Annotated in this window: 20 protein-coding genes; 14 read left to right on the forward strand and 6 right to left on the reverse strand. The window is 59.0% G+C overall.

The features are described from left to right. The first annotated feature begins 5 nt into the window (after positions 1-5). On the forward strand, positions 6-1,406 hold the full coding sequence (locus AC1D1J_RS22180; protein ID WP_477695886.1) for a mannitol dehydrogenase family protein: 1,401 nt from the start codon (positions 6-8) through the stop codon (positions 1,404-1,406). A gap of 5 nt (positions 1,407-1,411) precedes the next feature. Continuing rightward, a complete protein-coding gene (manD, locus tag AC1D1J_RS22185; protein WP_457281192.1) occupies positions 1,412-2,623 on the forward strand; it encodes a D-mannonate dehydratase ManD in 1,212 nt (403 codons plus the stop codon). Positions 2,624-2,760: 137 nt separating this feature from the next. Here the strand turns inward: manD and slmA are convergent, their stop codons facing one another. From slmA to AC1D1J_RS22215, 6 genes are all read right to left on the reverse strand, one after another. Further along, positions 2,761-3,405: a nucleoid occlusion factor SlmA gene (gene slmA / locus AC1D1J_RS22190; protein ID WP_477695887.1), complete on the reverse strand. Its 645-nt coding sequence runs from the start codon at positions 3,403-3,405 to the stop codon at positions 2,761-2,763. 162 nt (positions 3,406-3,567) lie between these two features. Further along, positions 3,568-5,025 (reverse strand): sensor histidine kinase, encoded by a 1,458-nt coding sequence (locus AC1D1J_RS22195; RefSeq protein ID WP_477687397.1) that lies wholly within the window; start codon positions 5,023-5,025, stop codon positions 3,568-3,570. Between the two features lie 107 nt (positions 5,026-5,132). Then, positions 5,133-5,837: a response regulator gene (locus AC1D1J_RS22200; protein WP_457281194.1), complete on the reverse strand. Its 705-nt coding sequence runs from the start codon at positions 5,835-5,837 to the stop codon at positions 5,133-5,135. Between the two features lie 119 nt (positions 5,838-5,956). After that, complete coding sequence (gene argB, locus AC1D1J_RS22205) at positions 5,957-6,868, reverse strand: acetylglutamate kinase (RefSeq protein ID WP_457281195.1); 912 nt, start codon at positions 6,866-6,868, stop codon at positions 5,957-5,959. 107 nt (positions 6,869-6,975) lie between these two features. Beyond that, positions 6,976-8,079, reverse strand: coding sequence for a glycosyltransferase family 4 protein (locus AC1D1J_RS22210; RefSeq protein WP_477687183.1), 1,104 nt, complete (start codon positions 8,077-8,079; stop codon positions 6,976-6,978). A gap of 38 nt (positions 8,080-8,117) precedes the next feature. Beyond that, the gene (locus AC1D1J_RS22215; protein ID WP_477695888.1) at positions 8,118-8,909 is read right to left on the reverse strand and encodes a glycosyltransferase family 2 protein; all 792 of its coding nucleotides are present in this window, start codon (positions 8,907-8,909) and stop codon (positions 8,118-8,120) included. Positions 8,910-9,501: 592 nt separating this feature from the next. On the opposite strand from AC1D1J_RS22215, the gene AC1D1J_RS22220 reads away from it, so the two are divergent. The 12 genes from AC1D1J_RS22220 to AC1D1J_RS22275 form a co-directional block, all read left to right on the forward strand. Next, positions 9,502-10,320, forward strand: a complete 819-nt coding sequence (locus AC1D1J_RS22220) for an ABC transporter permease (protein ID WP_477695889.1) — start codon at positions 9,502-9,504, stop codon at positions 10,318-10,320. Between the two features lie 27 nt (positions 10,321-10,347). After that, positions 10,348-11,064: an ABC transporter ATP-binding protein gene (locus AC1D1J_RS22225; protein ID WP_477695890.1), complete on the forward strand. Its 717-nt coding sequence runs from the start codon at positions 10,348-10,350 to the stop codon at positions 11,062-11,064. A 36-nt stretch (positions 11,065-11,100) separates the two neighbouring features. Continuing rightward, positions 11,101-12,051 (forward strand): NAD-dependent epimerase/dehydratase family protein, encoded by a 951-nt coding sequence (locus tag AC1D1J_RS22230; protein WP_477687179.1) that lies wholly within the window; start codon positions 11,101-11,103, stop codon positions 12,049-12,051. Between the two features lie 9 nt (positions 12,052-12,060). After that, positions 12,061-12,648, forward strand: coding sequence for an SIS domain-containing protein (locus tag AC1D1J_RS22235; RefSeq protein WP_477687178.1), 588 nt, complete (start codon positions 12,061-12,063; stop codon positions 12,646-12,648). A gap of 23 nt (positions 12,649-12,671) precedes the next feature. After that, positions 12,672-13,658 (forward strand): GDP-mannose 4,6-dehydratase, encoded by a 987-nt coding sequence (locus tag AC1D1J_RS22240; protein WP_477687177.1) that lies wholly within the window; start codon positions 12,672-12,674, stop codon positions 13,656-13,658. Next, complete coding sequence (locus AC1D1J_RS22245; protein WP_477687176.1) at positions 13,658-14,488, forward strand: transketolase; 831 nt, start codon at positions 13,658-13,660, stop codon at positions 14,486-14,488. Before AC1D1J_RS22240 ends, AC1D1J_RS22245 begins: the two co-directional genes overlap by 1 nt. 20 nt (positions 14,489-14,508) lie before the next feature. Next, on the forward strand, positions 14,509-15,420 hold the full coding sequence (locus tag AC1D1J_RS22250; RefSeq protein WP_477687175.1) for a transketolase family protein: 912 nt from the start codon (positions 14,509-14,511) through the stop codon (positions 15,418-15,420). An 8-nt stretch (positions 15,421-15,428) separates the two neighbouring features. Then, on the forward strand, positions 15,429-16,046 hold the full coding sequence (locus tag AC1D1J_RS22255) for a haloacid dehalogenase-like hydrolase (RefSeq protein WP_477687174.1): 618 nt from the start codon (positions 15,429-15,431) through the stop codon (positions 16,044-16,046). Further along, the gene (locus AC1D1J_RS22260) at positions 16,028-17,053 is read left to right on the forward strand and encodes an aminoglycoside phosphotransferase family protein (RefSeq protein ID WP_477687173.1); all 1,026 of its coding nucleotides are present in this window, start codon (positions 16,028-16,030) and stop codon (positions 17,051-17,053) included. The genes AC1D1J_RS22255 and AC1D1J_RS22260 overlap by 19 nt, the downstream gene beginning before the upstream one ends. A 10-nt stretch (positions 17,054-17,063) precedes the next feature. Beyond that, complete coding sequence (locus AC1D1J_RS22265) at positions 17,064-17,735, forward strand: class I SAM-dependent methyltransferase (protein ID WP_477687172.1); 672 nt, start codon at positions 17,064-17,066, stop codon at positions 17,733-17,735. A 7-nt stretch (positions 17,736-17,742) separates the two neighbouring features. Then, the gene (locus AC1D1J_RS22270; RefSeq protein WP_477695891.1) at positions 17,743-18,801 is read left to right on the forward strand and encodes a zinc-binding dehydrogenase; all 1,059 of its coding nucleotides are present in this window, start codon (positions 17,743-17,745) and stop codon (positions 18,799-18,801) included. 3 nt (positions 18,802-18,804) lie between these two features. Next, the coding region (locus tag AC1D1J_RS22275) for an acyltransferase family protein (RefSeq protein ID WP_477695892.1) at positions 18,805-19,070 on the forward strand (266 nt) is incomplete at its 3' end.

Genomic DNA, 19,070 nt, shown 5'->3' on the forward strand with positions numbered 1-19,070 from the left:
GTGCGATGCTGAACACCCGCGCTTTGCCGGAAATCGCCATGCGAGGCATCGGCGTCCCCACTTACCCACGCCGCGGCACTGTGGGCGTAGTGCACCTGGGCTTGGGCGCTTTTCACCGTGCGCACCAGGCACTGGTGTTCGATACCCTGCTGCAGCGCGGCGATACGCGCTGGGGTGTGCTGGGCGTCGCCATGCGCAGCACTGAGCTGGCCGACGCCATGGCCGCGCAAGATGGCCTGTATGCCGTGCAGGTTGCCAGCAGCACCGGTGTGCAGTGGCAGGTCGGTGGCGCCATCTGGAAGACCTGCGTGGCCGCCCGCGAGCCGGCGCAGGTGGTGCAGGCGCTGGCCGCGCCATCTACCCGCTGGGTCACGTTGACGGTCACTGAAAAAGGCTACGCCCCGGAACTGGCCCAACTGCTGGTGCAGGGCCTGGCGGCGCGCCGCACAGCGGGCCTGCCCGGGTTGACGCTGGCTTCCTGCGACAACCTGGCGCACAACGGCCGCAAGTTGCAGGCTTTGTGCATCGATGCCGCACAAAAGGAAAATCCGGCGCTGGCGCAATGGATCAGCACCGCCTGCGCCTTCCCGAACAGCATGGTGGACCGCATCGTGCCGGCCGCAACCGGCGAGCGTCTGGCGGCTGCCGGGCAGGCGCTCGGCGTGGCTGACCAGGCCGCACTGGGCACCGAAGCTTTCTGGGAATGGGTAATTGAACGCCGCTTTGCCGACTCTGCGGATGGCGACGTGCTGGCCGCTGCGGGCGTCACGGTGGTGGACGACGTGGCGCCGTTTGAAGAAGCCAAATTGCGCATGCTCAACGGCAGCCACACGGCCATGGCCTGCATGGGCCCGGTAGCGGGCTGGGCTGTCGTCAGCGACTGCATCGCGCGGCCTGCGGTGCATCGCTTCATTCACGGCCTGATGACGCAGGAGATCGGCCCGCAGCTCAACCGCCCGGACTGGCCCGCCTACCGCGACGCGCTGCTGGCCCGTTTTGCCAACCCCGAGTTGCAGCACAGGGTGCACCAGATCGCCACCGATAGCTCGCAGAAGATCCCGCAGCGCTGGGTGCCTTCGGTGGTCGATGCCCTGCGTGCGGGCCAGCCCGTGGAACGGCTGGCTTTTGCAGGGGCAGCCTGGATGCGCTACCTGCGCGGCATCGACGAGCAGGGGCAGCCCTACGCCTTAAACGACCCGATGGCCGAAACGCTGAAAGCCCTCGCCCTCGCCCATTCCGGTGACGCCACAGCGACGGTGCAGGCCCTGGGGACGCTGCCGGCCATCTGGGGCGAGGCCCTGCCGCAGCAAGCGCAATGGCTGGTCCGCATCGCCCACTGGCTGGCGCAGATCAACCAGCGCGGCATGCTGGCCGCCCTGGACCAACTTCACTCCCATCCCATCTGAACACCATGAAAATCACCAACGCCCGCGTCATCGTCTGCAGCCCCGGCCGCAATTTCGTCACGCTCAAAATTGAAACCGACGAAGGCCTGACCGGCATCGGCGACGCAACGCTCAACGGGCGCGAGCTGTCTGTCGTGAGCTACCTGACCGAGCATGTCATCCCCTGCCTGATCGGGCGTGATGCGCACCAGATCGAGGACATCTGGCAATACCTGTACAAGGGCGCCTACTGGCGGCGCGGACCGGTCACCATGAGCGCGATCGCCGCGGTCGACACCGCCCTCTGGGACATCAAGGCCAAGGCCGCCAACATGCCGCTGTACCAGCTGCTGGGTGGAAAGAGCCGCACCGGCGTGATGGTCTATGGGCATGCCAATGGGAAAGATATTGCGCAGACCGTGGAAGAGGTGTTGCGCTACAAGGAGATGGGCTATCAGGCCATACGCGCGCAGAGCGGCGTGCCGGGCCTGGACAAGGTTTATGGCGTCGGCAAGGGCACGTTGTTTTACGAACCGGCTGATGCCGACCTGCCCAGCGAACACGACTGGAGCAGCGAAAAATACCTGCTGCACACGCCAAAGTTGTTCGACGCAGTGCGTACCGCCGTCGGGCCGGACATCCATTTGCTGCACGACGTGCATCACCGCCTGACGCCCATCGAGGCGGGCCGGCTGGGCAAATCACTGGAGCCCTATCACCTGTTCTGGATCGAGGACGCGACGCCGGCCGAAAACCAGGAAGCTTTTCGCCTGATCCGCCAGCACACGACCACACCGCTGGCCGTGGGCGAAATTTTCAACACCATCTGGGACTGCAAGGACTTGATCCAGAACCAGCTGATCGACTACATCCGCGCGACGGTGGTGCACGCCGGCGGCATTACCCACCTGCGGCGCATTGCCGACTTTGCGGCGATGTACCAGGTACGCACGGGCTGCCACGGTGCGACCGATTTGTCACCGGTCTGCATGGGCGCAGCGCTGCACTTCGACACCTGGGTGCCCAATTTCGGCGTGCAGGAGTACATGCGCCACACCGAGCAGACCGATGAGGTGTTTCCGCACAGCTACCGTTTTGACAAAGGTTTTATGCACTGCGGCGAAACGCCGGGCCATGGTGTGGAAATCGACGAGAAGCTGGCCGCGAAATACCCGTATCAGCGCGCCTACCTGCCGGTGAACCGGTTGCAGCACGACGGCACCCTCTGGAATTGGTAGGGACTGACTTACCCCTATCGGACGCGCACTTCGTGTCGCGCCTTTTCCCCTTCCAGGGGACTGGCACCTGCGGCCGGGCAAAGCCCGTTCCGCGGCCCCCGCTTGAAGAAGAATTAGGCCCCTCTCTTGAGGCGGCGTTAGGCCAGGATCGTCGCGAGGCTGGCTTCGAGGTGCTCGGACGGTAGGCGCTTGAAGCCGGAGCGGGCGAAACGCTGCAGGCGGCCGACCATGAAGGCAACGATGACCGAGGCACGCACCTGGGCGTCGACCGTGGGAGTCGCCGCGCCGCTGGCGGCCGCTGCGTCGCGCAGGCTTTGCTTGAGGCTGGATTCGAGTTTGTCGAAGAACTGGTTCATGCGCTCTTGCAGGCGGTCGTTTTCAAACACCAGCGCATCACCGACCATGACACGCGTCATGCCGGGGTTCTTTTCGGCAAACTGCAGGATCATGACCACCAGCTTGCGGGTACGGGCTGAATGGTCGGGTTCACGTTCACCAATCTGGTTGATCAGTGTGAAGACGCTTTGCTCGATGAATTCGATCAGGCCTTCGAACATCTGCGCCTTGCTGGCGAAATGGCGGTAAAGGGCGGCTTCGCTCACATCCAGCTTGGCTGCCAGGGCGGACGTCGTGATGCGCTCGGCGCCCGGCTGCTCCAGCATAGTGGCCAGCGCCTGAAGGATCTGGACCCGGCGCTCACCCGGTTTGGGGCGCTTGCGCACCGCAGGCTCGGCTGGCGTGGCGTGCGGGCTCAGTTCAGATTCAGACGCTAAGTCGGACATAGGCGATGAAGTAGGAAATGTTTCAAAAAACCGGGAATCGTTGCAATTGATTCTCGCACAGCCAAGTGACAGTTCGTCTCTCACCAGGCCCGGGTTTTCGCCCATGAGGCGAAGGCGCAACGTTCTGTTCCGTAACAGCAAGCGCTTACTGTGGTGGGCGAGCTACAAACTCAACCGAACCCGCAATCCGTACGGTCCGGCAGGGCCAGTTCCGGTGTGGTCCAGCTCCAGCTGCGAATGGTGAACCCGGGCGATTTCGCTGGCAATGGCCAGGCCCAGGCCGTTGCCCTCGCCCGCCGTTCCCTGCACGCGGTAAAAGCGCTGCAGCGCCATGCTGCGCTCGTCCGGGGCTATGCCTGGGCCGTCGTCTTCCACTTCCAGGAAAACGCGCCAGCGCTGGTGCTCGGCGGCAGCGCCACCAGGACCCGGCTGTTTTGGCGTGCCTGGCGCTTCGAAGCCAGCCGTCGGGCCACAGCGGATCGTGACCGTGCCGCCGGGCGGTGTGTATTTGACGGCGTTGTCCACCAGATTACCGAGCAGCTCGCGCAGCAGCCACTCGTAACCACTGACCTGTGAAGGCCGGGTTTCCAGTCCCAGGTCAATGCCCTTGCGCATGGCGGCATCCAGATGCAGCGGCAGAATGGATTCACAGAGGTCTTTCAGATCTACCCGCTGCATAGGCTGGGCGCCGGCGGCTGACGCGTCGGCGCGCGAGAGCGCCAGCAGCTGGTTGGCCAGCTGCGACGTCCGGCGTGTGGCATTGCGCAGCTTGATGATTTTTTCAGCCGGCAAGGTCACCGCCCCGTCCGAGCCCGCGGCCTCAGCCACTTTGGCCGCCTGTGCCCAGGCCTCGACCTGGGCCTGCAGCCCGGCCAGAGGCGTGCGCAGCTGGTGCGCGGCATCGGCCACAAAACGGCGCTGCCCCTCCGCCTGGTCGTTCACCAGGCCAAAAAGGCGGTTCAAGGCACTCACCAGAGGCTGCACCTCTGCCGGCGTAGCCAGCGGGTCGATGGCGCTCAAGTCGCGCGGGTTGCGGCGCTCCACCGCATCCTTGAGTTCAATCAATGGCTTGAGTGCGCGCGTGACGGCCCAGTTGACGGCAAAACCTGCCGCCACGACCAGGATCAGGTTCGGCAGCAGCACCTTGAACAACACGGAGCGCACCCATTGCTGGCGCGGATCGGATCCATCCGCCAGCTGGACGATCAGCTCACCCACCGCAGTCTTCATGCGCTGCGCGGCAATCCGGTAGGTCACGCCGTTGTATTCGATGCTGTGGAATTCCGGCTCGTGCGTGGCCGGCAGCAACTCGGGAATCCAGGGCTCACCGGCCAGAAAGTCGCCTCCGGCATCGGCGAGGCGAAAGCCGGCAAAGCCAGGCCGGCCCTTGAGGAAATCATCCACGGCGGGGGCCATCAGCAGCACCGGCGCACTTTCCGGGGTGGCGCCCGGCGCCACAACCGAATCGGCCAGCAGGGGAATCAGCCGAAGCAGCTGCTGGTCTTTTTGCAGGGCGACATCGCCGGCCGTCTGGTAGTCAAAGTAAATGCTCACCAGCGCAAAAGTCCCCAGCGGGAAAAGCAGCAGCAGCAGCAGCCGGCGCTGCAGGCCGGACTTCATGGCGGCAGGCACGAACGCGTTGCCGCCCGTGCGCGCAGCCAGCGCACGCAGGCGATTTTTCAGGCGAACGGCCCAGGACCGGCCGAAAGGGTTCATGCCTGCGCTGCCTATTCAGCGCCAGCGCTGGACGGCATCCCCGGGGAAACTTCCACCAGCTCCAGTCGATAGCCAAAGCCGCGAATGGAGCGTACGGCTATGCCGTGCGGCTCCAGCTTGCCGCGCAGACGCGAGATGTACACCTCAATCGCATTGGGCGTGATCTCCTTGTCCCAGCCTGTCATGGCCTGCAGCAGCTTGTCTTTGCTGGCCGGCTTGGGCGCGTGAATCAGCAAGTACTCCATCACCGTCCATTCGCGCGGTCCGAGCTCTATCAGCTGGCCGTTGGCGCGCGCCTCGCGGTTGGCCGTGTCCAGTTCCAGCGCTCCAAAACTCAGTGTGGCGCTGGTGGCGGCCTGGGAGCGGCGCAGCAGCGCGCGCAGGCGCGCCAGCAACTCGGGCAGCTCAAACGGCTTGACCATGTAGTCATCCGCCCCCAGGTCCAGCCCCTGGACACGGTCCTGCAGCGCGTCGCGGGCCGTCAGGATGAGCACCGGCATGGCCATTCCGCCGCGGCGCAGGCGGCGCGTCAGTTCCAGCCCGTCAATGCGCGGCAGCCCGATGTCGATGATCGCCGCATCGAAGGTCTCGCCCTGCAGCACTTCCTCCGCGCGTTCGGCACTGCCGACCCAGTCGACGGCGTAGCCGGCGTCACTGAGCCCCAGCTTGATGCCGCTGGCCACCATCACGTCGTCTTCAACCAGTAAGAGTCGCATCTAGACTCCCCCCCGAGGCGCCTTCGGCACCTCCCCCTCAAGGGGGCGCCACCTGTGGCCCGGCAAAGCCGGCTCCACGGTGGCCGCTTGCAAGGGGGGTGGGCGCGCAATCACGGTATCTAGTGCGAGCGGATCATGGTGCCGTAGGCCTGGTCGGTCAGGATTTCCAGCAGCATGGCATGCGGCACCCGGCCGTCGATGATGTGGACCGAATTCACGCCGCTTTTGGCGGCATCCAGTGCACCTTCAATTTTGGGCAGCATGCCGCCGGAAATCGTTCCGTCGGCAAACAGCTCGTCGATTTCGCGGGCGCTCAGGTCCGTCAGCAGCTCCCCGGCCTTGTTCAGCACGCCGGGGGTATTGGTGAGCAGCACCAGTTTCTCGGCCTTCAGCACGGTGGCCAGCTTGCCCGCCACCACGTCGGCATTGATGTTGTAGCTCTCGTTTTCCTCGCCAAACCCGATCGGACTGATCACCGGAATGAAGGCATCGTCCTGCAGCGCCTTGACCACGCTGGGGTCAATGCTGACGATGTCGCCCACAAAGCCGATGTCATGCTCCTTCGTCGGGTCATCCTTGTCGACCATCTTGAGCTTTTGCGCACGGATCAGGCCGCCATCGCGGCCCGTCAGGCCTACGGCCTTGCCGCCGGCCTGGTTGATCAGCCCGACGATGTCCTGCTGCACCTGGCCGGCCAGCACCCATTCCACGACTTCCATGGTCTCTTCGTCGGTGACGCGCATGCCCTGGATGAAATGCCCCTTTTTGCCCAGGCGGTTCAGCGCCGCCTCGATTTGCGGGCCGCCGCCGTGCACCACCACCGGGTTCATGCCCACCAGCTTGAGCAGCACCACGTCTTCCGCAAAATCAGCCTGCAGGGCCGGGTCCGTCATGGCATTGCCGCCATATTTGATGACCATGGTCTTGCCGTGAAACTTGCGGATGTAGGGCAGCGCCTGGGCCAGGATCTCGGCCTTGTCGCGCGGGCCTACATGGGAGAGGTCTGGGTCGTTGGCGGTATTGGTGGTCATTCGCGGGGCCTTGTCAGGATGAAACAGGGAACAGGAACACAGGGAGCAGGTATTGCCGGGAAATATTGCCCGAATTGTGCCGCATCGCTGCGGCCAGCGTGCCAGCCTCAGCGACGCAGCCAGCGCGGAACCTTGAAACGGATGATCGCGATATAAAAACCGACATACGACAGCACAAACAGCGCGCAAAACATCATGAGGACCAGCGTATTTCGCCAGAACAGGACCGCAGGCACCACCGTCATCAGGGTGAAACTCCACAGATATGGTGAAGTTCGGTTGTTTCGCATCAGCATGCGACGCGAAGCATCATCATGGAACACACCACGCACAATACGGCGAAAGATAAGCTGATGAAAATGCAAGGCATCGGCGAGGCCCGGGGAACTGCCGCGCGCAAGCTTGCGATAGATCGAAAAAATCGTCTCCCAAACCGGGTAAATCAGCAACAGCATCGGGAACCACGGCGAAACAGACTCATGGCGCTGAACCAGCAGGATGGACGCCACAGCGATCACGATACCCCACAAATAGGCGCCACCGTCACCCGCAAAAATCAGCCCTCTCGGGTAATTCCAGTAAAGAAATCCGGCGGTCGCACCGACCAGACAAATCAGCATGGCGGCCAGTTGCCTGTCGCCGAGCTGCAATGCCACATGGGTAATCGCCATGCACACGAGCAGGGCAACCGTTCCTGCCAGCCCGTTATAGCCGTCGATGATATTGAACGCATGGGGCAAGCCGCAGATCGCAAATACCGCAAGCGCGATACCGAGCCAGGGCATTGCCAGCAGCCAGTTGTCAATCCCGGGCAAGCCCAGACGCGAGAGTGACAGACCCAACAGTCCACAGGCCAGCACAGCCGAGATGCCTGTCAGCACGAGCCGGTAACGCACCGACAGACGCTGTGTTGCGTCCTCATAGACCCCGCCCAACACGGCCGGCAGCACGACCACAATCCAGCTCACAGCAAATTTCCAGTCGACGCCGACATTGATGGAAACGCCGACGCTTTCAGCCAGAGCTGCAGCGAGCCAGCTCACCGCTATGCCAGCCAGTACGCCCACACCGCCCAAGCGCGGGACATCCCCCGCATGGAAGCGCTGGGGCTTGGCTTCGCCATAGTGGCCCGTACGCCCCCGCACCGCGCGTATGACAAAGATAGTCGCCAGCAGGGACACGAGAAAGCTACAAAATAGCAAAGCCACCATAAATATGCCTCTAACGGTTCCTGCACCAACGGTACGCACTATCCATTGTCAACGCTTTGGGGAGCCCCATTGAGGCGAGAAAATTTTCGGTATGAATCGCTTGACCAAAGACGTAAAAGGCTGGTCATATGCCATGCCAGGTGTTTGAAATTTATTCGGCTATTTCTGTGGGCAGGATGCGTTACCGTAACTCTCGATTGTCCAAGCCTGTACCCCGCGATCTGAAGCCGGAGGCAAATATCAACATCTTCGCAGTACATAAAATACCGTTCATCAAACCCCCCGAGCTCTTCAAATATTTTCGTGGGAAAAACCATGAACGCGCCATTCACCCATTCCGGCTGCGAAGATGTCGCCTGTTGCCGATCAGGCCCGACATAACGTGAAAGCAAAGCCCACGGCGACGGACGTTTTCTTGCGTAGTCCTGTAACGCCCCCGATTCTGCAAGTTGCACTGGAAACGAGCATCCGACTGCTGCATCCCTGAATTGGCCGATCAACGCCGGAAAGGGGTCATTACTTAAAACAATATCCGGATTGACCACGCAATAGTATTCGCAGTCGCATTTCAAAAATGCAGAGTTGTGATTGGCGCCAAAACCCTTTGGCGTCAAATTTTGTACGACTGACAGCTTGAATTTCCAGCTTCTCGCATTGATCAAATTGAGTAAGTCAGGCTCCGGAATATTGATTGTCAGCACCACGTGCTTTACCGTTTCAATGCACAAAGCCTCCAGTGTGGAAATGAGTTGAAAGACCTCATTTCCATGCCCATGGCTTACCACTGATATGCATACTTTGCCGGTTAGTAGATCGTCCGAATTTTCCAACTGTTATTTCCTGCGGTTTTCCCTGCATCAGCGCAACTGGCAAGTTCACAATTCTAAATTCAGGAAATTTATTGAAATGGGGGCCTGGAAGCCAGGCGCACCGGAGATCATCACCCTTTGGCCCTGATGACACAGCCTGCAGAATAATAAGGCGCATTGATTCTGCTCTCGCCGATCGGACGATGAATGTGGGTTCGTGTAAAGGGGTCGCGCACGCGCCAGTGCTTCAGGGCGGCGGCGCAGAAGTCAGCGTTATAATTGTTGATTATTTTGAGTGCCCTTGCAAGGGATGCGGTGGCTTCGTGAAGCCTGCCGTTTACCCTCCCCTCCCCCTTGAATAAGATGCCGCGGATAGAAATCTGCAGGTTTTTAGCCGGAGATTTAACTTGAGGAGCTGGGTGAACAAGCCTTTAAGAGCAGTAACGCCAGCCTCTGGCGCTACTTGCTTTACCAACAACGATTCTGGTTCCCAAACGAACGCCCACATGTGGACGCCGTTTAGCCAGGCATGCAGCAGTTCAGATCTGGGTCGGTTGTTCAGGGGCATGACACGCAGACCAGTCGATCCTTCTTCAAACTCAGGAGTTCAGTTTTGAGCGCTGCGATGCCTATTTCTCAACTCTCCCAGCGAGCCAAGGCAATCCTGGACATCAAGCGCGGTTTGACCATGTACTCATTGTGGGGAGCACTGGCCTGGCTGGATACCAAACAACGCTACAGGCGCTCTCTCTTGGGACCTTTCTGGATCACATTGAGTACGGGTGTGATGGTGGCAGGCATGGGGCCGCTGTATGGTGCACTGCTCGGGCAACCTGTCGGGAATTATGTCCAGCATCTGGCCATTAGCCTGATCTTGTGGACATTCATCTCCAGCTCCGTTAACGATGCCGGCACAGTATTCATTGGCGCTGAGTCTTATATCAAGCAGGTGCCGCTGCCACTGTCAGTTTTCGTGTTTAGAGGCCTGGCCAAAAACCTGATCATGCTGGCACACAACGCCCTGATCATTGTGGTCGTGCTGTATGTTTTCCCACCTGCCACACTCAAAAACCTGTGGATGGTGCCTATCGGGCTGGTTCTCATCATTGCCAACCTGTTCTGGTTCACGCTCTTGCTGGGCGTACTGAGCACGCGCTTTCGCGACATTCCCCAACTGATCGCCAATATTGTTCAGGTTGCATTCTTTTTGTCGCCCATTCTCTGGCGCCCGGAAATGCTGAGCCCGCGAGTCAGGTTTCTGTCGGATTTCAATCCGCTATACCACTTCATGGAAATTGTGCGGGCACCCTTGCTGGCTGAGCCAATCCGCCTGATCAGCTGGGCAGTGGCGGCAGGGCTCCTGGTAGTCGGATTTGGTTTGACCCTGCTCGCTTTCACGCGTTTTCGCTCCCGCGTCGCCTATTGGCTTTAACGGCGCTGACCAGCCCGAAAATCAAAAATGACCATTGTTAAAGCGAGTAATCTGGTTGTCGAGTTCCCGATCTACGGGATGAGCAGTAACCGGTCTTTAAAGAAAAGTTTGGTGAATATTGCCACCGGCGGCGTATTGGCCAAAGATGCGGCAAATCGCGTGCTGGTTCGCGCTCTCGACGGGCTAAACTTCGAGTTTCGCGAGGGAGACAGGGTTGGCCTGATCGGTCATAACGGGAGCGGCAAGAGCACTTTGCTTCAAGCGCTGGCCGGCATCTACGAACCCACGAGTGGCAGCCTCGAAATCCACGGACGGGTAACCTCCATGCTGGGCATCACTTTGGGCATGGACTCTGAAGTTACCGGGCTTGAAAACATCTATCTACGCGGCAGAATCATGGGTTTGACCCGCAAGCAGATTGAAGAGCGGCTAGATAACATTGCGGAATTTGCAGGGATTGGCGACTATCTCCACTTGCCTATGCGGACCTATTCCAGCGGCATGTCGATGCGCCTGGCCTTCGCCATTGCAACCAGTGCAGATGCAGACATCGTTTTGATGGACGAATGGCTCAGCGTTGGCGATGCGGAATTCGTCGACAAGGCAAAACGCCGGCTCACAGACATGGTCAACAACGCACGGCTCGTCGTCATTGCCTCACATGACGCCGCGATGATCAAGGAACAGTGCCGGACCATCCTGAAGCTTGAGCATGGCAAAATCGTCTCGATTGAAAAAAGTTAACCCTTTTCATCTTTTTTAACCTTGAATACCTCAATTATGAAATTTCTGGTCACCGGCGGCTGCGGCTACAAAGGTCACGTTCTTGTTCCCAAGCTCCTGAACAGGGGTTATGAGGTAGTGGTTCTGGACACAATCTGGTTTGGCAACTACCTGCCGCCTCATCCAAACCTTACCGTCATTCAAGGCGACGTGCGCAATATCGATGCCATCAACCTCGATGGGATCGACGGCATCATCCATCTGTCTTCCATAGCCAACGATCCCTGTGGCGATCTGGATCCCAAACTTACTTGGGAAGTCAGCGCGCTGGCAACCATGCAGCTGGCCGACAAGGCCAAGCGCAAAGGCGTCAAACGCTTCATCTATGCCTCGTCTGGCAGCGTCTACGGGGTGAAGGACGAGCTGCAAGTGACCGAAGAGCTCGATCTCAAGCCAATCTCTGAGTACAACAAGACCAAAATGGTCGGGGAGCGGGTTTTGCTGAGCTATTCGGACGACATGGTCGTCCAGATTGTGCGTCCGGCAACTGTTTGCGGCGTTTCGCCCCGCATGCGCCTCGACGTGTCGGTCAACCTCTTGACGATGCAGGCACTTAGCAAAGGCAAGATCACCGTGTTTGGTGGCGACCAGACCCGCCCTAACATCCACATCGATGACATCACTGATGTCTATCTGCACCTGATTGACCACCCTGAGGTGACTGGCGTCTACAACGCAGGTTTTGAGAACATCTCCATCCTTGACATCGCCAAGATCGTCACGAAGCATGTCCCGGTTGAAATTGTCGTGACCGAATCGAACGACCCGCGCTCCTACCGCGTCAACTCGGACAAATTGCTTGCAACCGGATTCAAGCCGAAAAAGGGCGTTGAAGACGCAGTCAAGGAAATCATCGCCAAATTCCGTGCCGGTGAGTTGAAAGACGAAGACCGCTTCTACAACCTGAAGTGGATGGAGCAAACCGTGCTGTCCAAGCAAACTGCGTAGGAGACCATGATGGAGCTCAAAGTACCGATGGAAGCAGGATTCGCCGACTATGCAAACCGCTTGTCGCATGTGCTGCAAACGTCCGACTGGTCGGGTGTGGCCGAGCTGGCCAAAGACATGAAGCGCGCATGGGACAACGGAAACCAGGTGTTCTTTTGCGGCAACGGCGGCAGCGCAGGCAATGCGGTGCATTTGGCCAATGACTTCATTTATGGCGTTGCCAAGCGTACCGGCGGTGGTATTCGAGCGGTTGCCTTGTCGGCCAATACAGCGGTCATGACCTGCCTCGCCAACGACGTCGGATACGACCACATCTACAGCGAGCAACTCGCCGTACTTGCCAACGAAGGCGACGTGCTGATCACCTTGTCCGGCAGCGGCAATTCCCCCAACATCCTTCAGGTCCTTGAGCAGGCCAGGATCAAGAAAGTACGCAGTTACGCCATCCTGGGTTATTCCGGCGGCAAGGCCCTGGCCATGGCCGATGTAGCCATTCACTTTCCCGTCAACGACATGCAGATCGCTGAAGACATGCAGCTCGTCGTCGGACATATGTTGATGCAATGGCTTTACGACAACAGGCCGGCCGTTACCTGACACATTAAAAATAAGCAGTATCCATGGAAACCGTATTCGTTATCGGCAGCAACTCTTTTTCGGGTGCCAGCTTTGTAGATTTCGCCTTGCAGCAAGGGGTCAAGGTCATCGGCACCAGCCGTTCCGAAGAGCCTATCCCGGCGATGCTGCCGTACAAGTGGCGGGACCACAGCAATTTTGCCTTTCACAAGCTCGACTTGAACAAGGATCTCGACGGTATCGAGGCACTCCTGCATTCGGTCAAGCCCAAGCATGTCGTCAACTTTGCAGCGCAAAGCATGGTGGGTGAAAGCTGGAAAACTCCAGAAGACTGGTTCATGACCAACGTGGTATCCACCGTCAAACTACATGACGCGCTGAGGAAGTGCGACTTCCTGGAACGCTACGTCCACGTATCGACGCCTGAGGTTTATGGCAGCTGCTCCGGTTTCGTGGATGAGAACTTTCCGTTCAATCCCAGCACGCCTTATGCAGTCTCGCGGGCCGCAGCCGACATGAGTCTTCGCACCTTCCGTGCAGCGTACGACTTCCCGGTGGTCACCACGCGTGCCGCCAATGTGTATGGCCCCGGGCAACAGCTGTATCGCATCATTCCCCGCACCATCCTGTTTATTTTGCTGGGCCGCAAACTGCAATTGCATGGCGGCGGCGTTTCGACACGCTCGTTCATACATATGTCCGACGTCTCCGACGCCACGTGGCGGATCATGCTCAAGGGCAATAACGGCGATACCTACCATATCTCCACCAGTGAAGTCGTGTCCATCAAGGAGCTGGTCGAGCGCATCTGCCAGAAGCTCGGCGTCAATTTTGACGATCACGTCGAGGTCGTCGGCGAGCGCATGGGCAAGGATTCAGCCTACCACCTTGACAGCACCAAGCTTCGCACCGAACTCGGCTGGTCCGACCACGTCACCCTGGATGCCGGGCTCGATGAGTGCATCGCCTGGGTACGAAACAATTTCGAGGCGCTCAAGGCGTCTTCTTACGACTACTCCCACAAACCCTGATGCAAGCCCAAAACCCAACCCAACTCGCGCAAACGGCTGCCAAGCTTCGCGCGCGCATCATCGAAACCTCGTCGAAGACCGGCACCCCTCACCTCGGTTCATGCCTTTCCTGCGTGGATATTTTGACGGCGCTGTATTTCAACGTGCTTCGCATCGACACCAGCAACCCGCGCGGCAAGGACCGCGATCGTTGCATTCTCAGCAAGGGCCACGGTGCAATGGGACTGTTTCATGTCCTGGCTGAGCGCGGCTTCTATCCACTGAGTCGCCTGGACAGCTACGGTGAAGACGGCGGCGTGTTTGCCGAGCATCCGCCAACGCCCGACCATCTGGACGGCATCGAGGCAGCGACAGGTTCGCTGGGCCATGGCCTTCCGCTCGGCCTGGGCATGGCGCTTGCCGGCCGCATCCAGGGCCAGTCCTACAACGTCTACGCGGTCCTCAGCGACGGCGAATGCAATGAAGGTTCGGTTTGGGAGTCCGCCATGTTGTCGGCCGCACAAAAGGTCAACAACCTCTGCGTCATCATTGACTTCAACAAATGGCAGGCCACCGGCCGCAGCCAGGAAGTCATGGCGCTAGACCCGCTTGCTGACAAGTGGCGCGCATTTGGCTGGAACGCTGTCGAAGTGGACGGGCATAGCTACCCCGAATTGCTGAATGCTTTGGCGCAATTCCCGAACACCAATGGCAAACCCACCGCCATCATTGCCCACACCGTCAAAGGCAAGGGTGTGTCGTTCATGGAAGACGACAACAACTGGCACTACCGAATCCCCACTGCAGACGAAGTAGCACAATCGAAAATTGAACTTGGGGTGGCAGCATGAGAAACGCCTTTGCAGAAGAGATGACAAAGGTCGCCGCCACAGACAAACGCGTTGTCGTTTTGTCCGGCGATATTGGCAACCGGCTTTTTGACAAGCTTCGCGTGGTCGATGCATCGCGGTTTTACAACTGCGGCGTTGCGGAAGCCAACATGATGGGCGTCGCTGCAGGCATGGCATTGTCTGGCCTGCGACCCTTTGTTTACACCATCACGCCCTTCACCACTACCCGCTGCTTCGAGCAGATTCGTGTCGACGTTTGCTACCACCATGCACCGGTTGTCATTGTTGGCACGGGTTCGGGTTTGTCTTACGCAGAACTGGGACCTACCCACCATTCGCTCGAAGACATGGCCATCTTGCGCACGTTGCCTGGCATGCGTGTGCTTGCGCCTTGCGATTCGTCAGAACTCCGCCAAGCCCTTCATGAGGTGCTCAAAGACGACAGCCCAACGTACATCCGTATCGGCAAAAAGGGCGAGGCAGACATTCACAAGAGCTTGCCTGACCTTCGCCTCGGCAAAGCCCTGGTGATTCGCCCAGGAACCGACGTCGCCCTGCTTTGCGCAGGCAACATGATGGCTGAGACGCTCAAAACAGCGGACCAATTGGCGGCTAAAGGTATCTCGGCTGAGGTCGTGAGCTTTCACACCGTCAAGCCGCTCGATGCCGAATACTTGCAGCAAGCGGCAAGTCGCTTCAAATTGCTGGTGACGGTTGAAGAGCACAGCCGCATTGGCGGCTTTGGCAGCGCAGTCGCCGAGTGGCGCATGGCTCAGCCCGACAACGTTCGGCAACTGAGCTTTGGCACGGACGACGAGTTCATGCACGAAATCGGCAGCCAGGTTTACGCCCGTAAAAAATATGGACTGACCGCCGACAACATGGCGACCCGGACTTTGGCGGCTCTGGCTGCAGTCATTCCTCGTCCTTGAGAATGCCCATGCACCTTGGGTTGGACTTTGATAACACTATCGTCAGCTATGACGGGCTTTTTCATAAAGTCGCCATGGAAGGCGGCTGGATCACTGAAGAAATTCCGGTTTCCAAAGTAAGCGTACGGGACCATCTGCGGTTGATCGGCAAAGAGCCGGTCTGGACCGAAATGCAAGGCTACGTTTATGGCGGCCGCATGGATGAAGCGCAGGCTTACCCGGGTGTCATCGACTGCCTGACATGGGCCCGCGCCAACGGCATTCCGATGTCCATCGTGAGTCACAAGACGAAGCACCCGTTTCTGGGCAAGCAATATGACCTGCACGAGGCAGCGCGACACTGGATCAGCCTGTACCTGACCGATGCGGACGGCCCCCTGATTCCGGTCGACCGCGTTCACTTCGAGCTCACCAAAGAAGCCAAGTGCAAACGCATCACGGACATCGGCTGCACTGTCTACGTCGACGATCTTCCGGAGATCTTGCTGGCCCCGGGGTTTCCGGCGTCCGCTGACAAAGTGCTCTTCGATCCGGACGGCCATCATGCTGCGCAGGATCTTCCGCGCGCCGCTAACTGGCCCGAAGTCCGTAGCCGCCTGGAGACTCTATGGCGCCAGAGTCCCTGACACCTGCCGTCTCGCAGTTGCTTGCTACTGTTGGGCGGGAAAAGCAGGGGTTCGAGCTGCAGCCATTGTCGGCCAGTGGGAACAACCGCGTCTTCGTCCTCAACACCGCTGACGAAAACCTGGTGCTCAAGTGGTATTTCCATGACCCAGCCGATTTGCGTGATCGTCTGGGCGCTGAATACGCTTTTCTCGAGCATGCCTGGGACACTGGACTTCGCAGCGTTCCCAAACCTATGGGAAAAGACCCGGTCAACCATCTTGCGCTGTATGAGTTTGTCGAAGGCGAAAAACTTCAGGCCCAGCAGATCAAAGACACAGACATGGAGCAGGCCGCGCAGTTTCTCGCGAGCCTGAACACAGCGCATAGCCGCGCGACGGCTGGGGCCCTGCCCGCTGCGTCGGAAGCCTGTTTCAGTGTTGCCGCGCACCTGGCGATGGTCGATGCGAGGCTCGCACGTTTTGCAACCTTGCAACCCGAGTCTTCAGTCGACAGCGTCGCGGCAACTTTTGTTGCCGACCTTGCAAAGTATTGGGCGTTGACAAAAACGCGGTTGATAGCTGAATGCAAAGCAATGGGGCTCGACCCCGAGGCCGATTTGCCCGCATCCCAGCGATGCCTGTCACCATCAGACTTTGGGTTTCACAACGCATTGGTCAGACCCGACGGAACACTGTGTTTCATCGATTTTGAATATGCAGGCTGGGATGACCCAGCCAAGGCGGTGGGGGATTTCTTTTCCCATCCCGGGGTGCAGGTGTCCCGGCAGTACTTTGACAGGTTCCTTGCCGCCGTGCTGGCGCCTTTTGCGGAGCCTGAAACCATGGCTGCCAGGGTGCGCCTGCTTGAGCCCGTGTTCCAGTTGAAGTGGTGCTGCATCATCCTTAACGAATTTCTACCAGCCGGCGCTAGACGCAGGACATTTGCGAATCCCGGGGACGACGCAGAACAGCGCAAGCAACGCCAGTTGCTCAAGGCGCAAACCCTCTATCAATCATTTGCCCACTAAAGGACCTCAATTGGCTTACATCGACTTTCTGTCATCTGTTCACAAAAGCACTACCCGCGACTACCTGGCCCGCGTCAACGAGCCGGAGTTTCCAAAGGCCAAGGCTGCTGCGCTGGCCAAGCAATGGGGTTATGACTATTGGGACGGCGACCGCCGCATCTGCTACGGTGGCTACAAATACATGCCCGGGCGCTGGGCGCCCGTCGGCCAGGCCATGGTCGACCATTACGGCCTGAAAGCCGGCGACAAGGTTCTGGACATCGGTTGTGGCAAGGGCTTCCAGCTTTATGAGCTAACCCAACTGGTGCCGGGCCTCGAGGTTTATGGCATCGATGCTTCCACCTACGCCATTGAAAACGCCAAAGAAGAAATCAAGGACCGGCTGCAGGTCGGCAATGCAAACAGCCTGCCTTTTCCTGACAACCATTTTGACTTTGTGTTCTCGATAACCACGCTGCACAACCTTCACAACTACGACCTCGACAAGGCGCTGCGCGAAATGGAGCGTGTCGGCAAGAAAAACAAATATCTGTGCGTGGAGTCCTATCGCAACGAGCAAGAGAAAGCCAACCTGCTGTACTGGCAAGTGACCTGCGAAGCCTTCTGCACGCCGGAAGAGTGGGACTGGTGGTTCAAGCAAACCGGCTACACCGGCGACCATTCCTTCATTTACTTCGAGTGAGCCCAGCATGACCATTCCAAAAACCATGAAGGCGGCGATCCTCGTCGAACAACGCAAGCCACTGATCGTTGACGACATCGAAATGCCGTCCACACTCGAGGTCGGCCAGGTGCTGGTCAAGGTGCTCTTTAGCGGCATTTGCGGCTCCCAACTTGGCGAGATCGACGGCGCCAAGGGCGAAGACAAATTCCTTCCCCATTTGCTTGGTCATGAAGCGTCCGCCAAAGTCATTGAGACCGGACCAGGCGTCAAGCATGTCAAAGCCGGTGATCTGGTCGTACTGCACTGGCGAAAAGGCCTGGGCATCGAGGGCGCACCACCGAGCTATCGCTGGCGCGGCAACAAACTCAACGCCGGCTGGATTGCCACGTTCAATGAATACGCCATCGTCGCGGAGAACCGCATGACGGCCATTCCAGCGGACAGCGATCCAGAGGTTGCAGCACTGTTCGGATGCGCCGTAACAACCGGCTTTGGTGTTGTCGAAAACAACGCCAAGGTCAGGATCGGCGAATCCGTGGTGGTGTTCGGTGCCGGCGGCGTAGGCCTCAATATCGTGCAGGCATCCGCACTGGTAGGCGCATACCCTGTCATCGCAGTCGACATTCACGACAACCGCCTGGCACTGGCCAAAGAGATGGGTGCAACACACCTCATCAACTCGAAGAATGAAGATGCCAAGACCGCCATCGAGCGCATCGTCGGCACGCAAGGCCTCGACGTGTTTATCGACAACACCGGCCAACCAGCCATCATCGAAATGGGTTACGGCATCACCAAACCGCAAGGCCGCGTGACGCTGGTCGGCGTTCCCCGAAAAGGAAACACCACTCAGATCTTCTCGCTGCCCCTGCATTTCGGAAAAGTGCTTTCCGGGTCACATGGCGGTGAAGCAATTCCCCACGAAGATATTCCCCGCTACCAGAACCTGTATGTTGCCGGGCGTATTCACCTCAAGGAACTGCTGACAGAGCGCGTGCCCCTCGCCGACATCAACACAGCAATTGAAAACATGCGCTCCGGCAAAGCAAGCGGACGCTGCCTGATCCGGATGGATGGGGCATGACGGATGGATGCTGAAGGGCGAGAGGTTGCGAGTACAGATGCGCTGACGCATCCCAAATACCGCGCAGACATCGACGGTCTGCGTGCGGTGGCGGTGTTGTCCGTGCTCGGTTTTCATGCGTATCCCGAATGGGTTCGCGGCGGCTTCATCGGCGTTGACATCTTCTTCGTCATCTCGGGCTTCCTGATCTCGACGATCATTTTTCAGGGCCTGGCCACCTCCCAGTTCAGTTTTCGCGACTTCTACTCCCGGCGCATCCGCCGCATATT

The organism is Polaromonas sp. P1_F8 (assembly GCF_056405635.1).

What these genes read in the sequence shown, in the direction of transcription:
- AC1D1J_RS22180 (WP_477695886.1), top strand. Translation starts at nt 6, where the DNA reads ATGCTGAACACCCGCGCTTTGCCGGAAATCGCCATGCGAGGCATCGGC.
- manD (WP_457281192.1), top strand. Translation starts at nt 1,412, where the DNA reads ATGAAAATCACCAACGCCCGCGTCATCGTCTGCAGCCCCGGCCGCAAT.
- slmA (WP_477695887.1), bottom strand. Translation starts at nt 3,405, where the DNA reads ATGTCCGACTTAGCGTCTGAATCTGAACTGAGCCCGCACGCCACGCCA.
- AC1D1J_RS22195 (WP_477687397.1), bottom strand. Translation starts at nt 5,025, where the DNA reads ATGAAGTCCGGCCTGCAGCGCCGGCTGCTGCTGCTGCTGCTTTTCCCG.
- AC1D1J_RS22200 (WP_457281194.1), bottom strand. Translation starts at nt 5,837, where the DNA reads ATGCGACTCTTACTGGTTGAAGACGACGTGATGGTGGCCAGCGGCATC.
- argB (WP_457281195.1), bottom strand. Translation starts at nt 6,868, where the DNA reads ATGACCACCAATACCGCCAACGACCCAGACCTCTCCCATGTAGGCCCG.
- AC1D1J_RS22210 (WP_477687183.1), bottom strand. Translation starts at nt 8,079, where the DNA reads ATGGTGGCTTTGCTATTTTGTAGCTTTCTCGTGTCCCTGCTGGCGACT.
- AC1D1J_RS22225 (WP_477695890.1), top strand. Translation starts at nt 10,348, where the DNA reads ATGACCATTGTTAAAGCGAGTAATCTGGTTGTCGAGTTCCCGATCTAC.
- AC1D1J_RS22230 (WP_477687179.1), top strand. Translation starts at nt 11,101, where the DNA reads ATGAAATTTCTGGTCACCGGCGGCTGCGGCTACAAAGGTCACGTTCTT.
- AC1D1J_RS22235 (WP_477687178.1), top strand. Translation starts at nt 12,061, where the DNA reads ATGGAGCTCAAAGTACCGATGGAAGCAGGATTCGCCGACTATGCAAAC.
- AC1D1J_RS22240 (WP_477687177.1), top strand. Translation starts at nt 12,672, where the DNA reads ATGGAAACCGTATTCGTTATCGGCAGCAACTCTTTTTCGGGTGCCAGC.
- AC1D1J_RS22245 (WP_477687176.1), top strand. Translation starts at nt 13,658, where the DNA reads ATGCAAGCCCAAAACCCAACCCAACTCGCGCAAACGGCTGCCAAGCTT.
- AC1D1J_RS22250 (WP_477687175.1), top strand. Translation starts at nt 14,509, where the DNA reads ATGACAAAGGTCGCCGCCACAGACAAACGCGTTGTCGTTTTGTCCGGC.
- AC1D1J_RS22255 (WP_477687174.1), top strand. Translation starts at nt 15,429, where the DNA reads ATGCACCTTGGGTTGGACTTTGATAACACTATCGTCAGCTATGACGGG.
- AC1D1J_RS22260 (WP_477687173.1), top strand. Translation starts at nt 16,028, where the DNA reads ATGGCGCCAGAGTCCCTGACACCTGCCGTCTCGCAGTTGCTTGCTACT.
- AC1D1J_RS22270 (WP_477695891.1), top strand. Translation starts at nt 17,743, where the DNA reads ATGACCATTCCAAAAACCATGAAGGCGGCGATCCTCGTCGAACAACGC.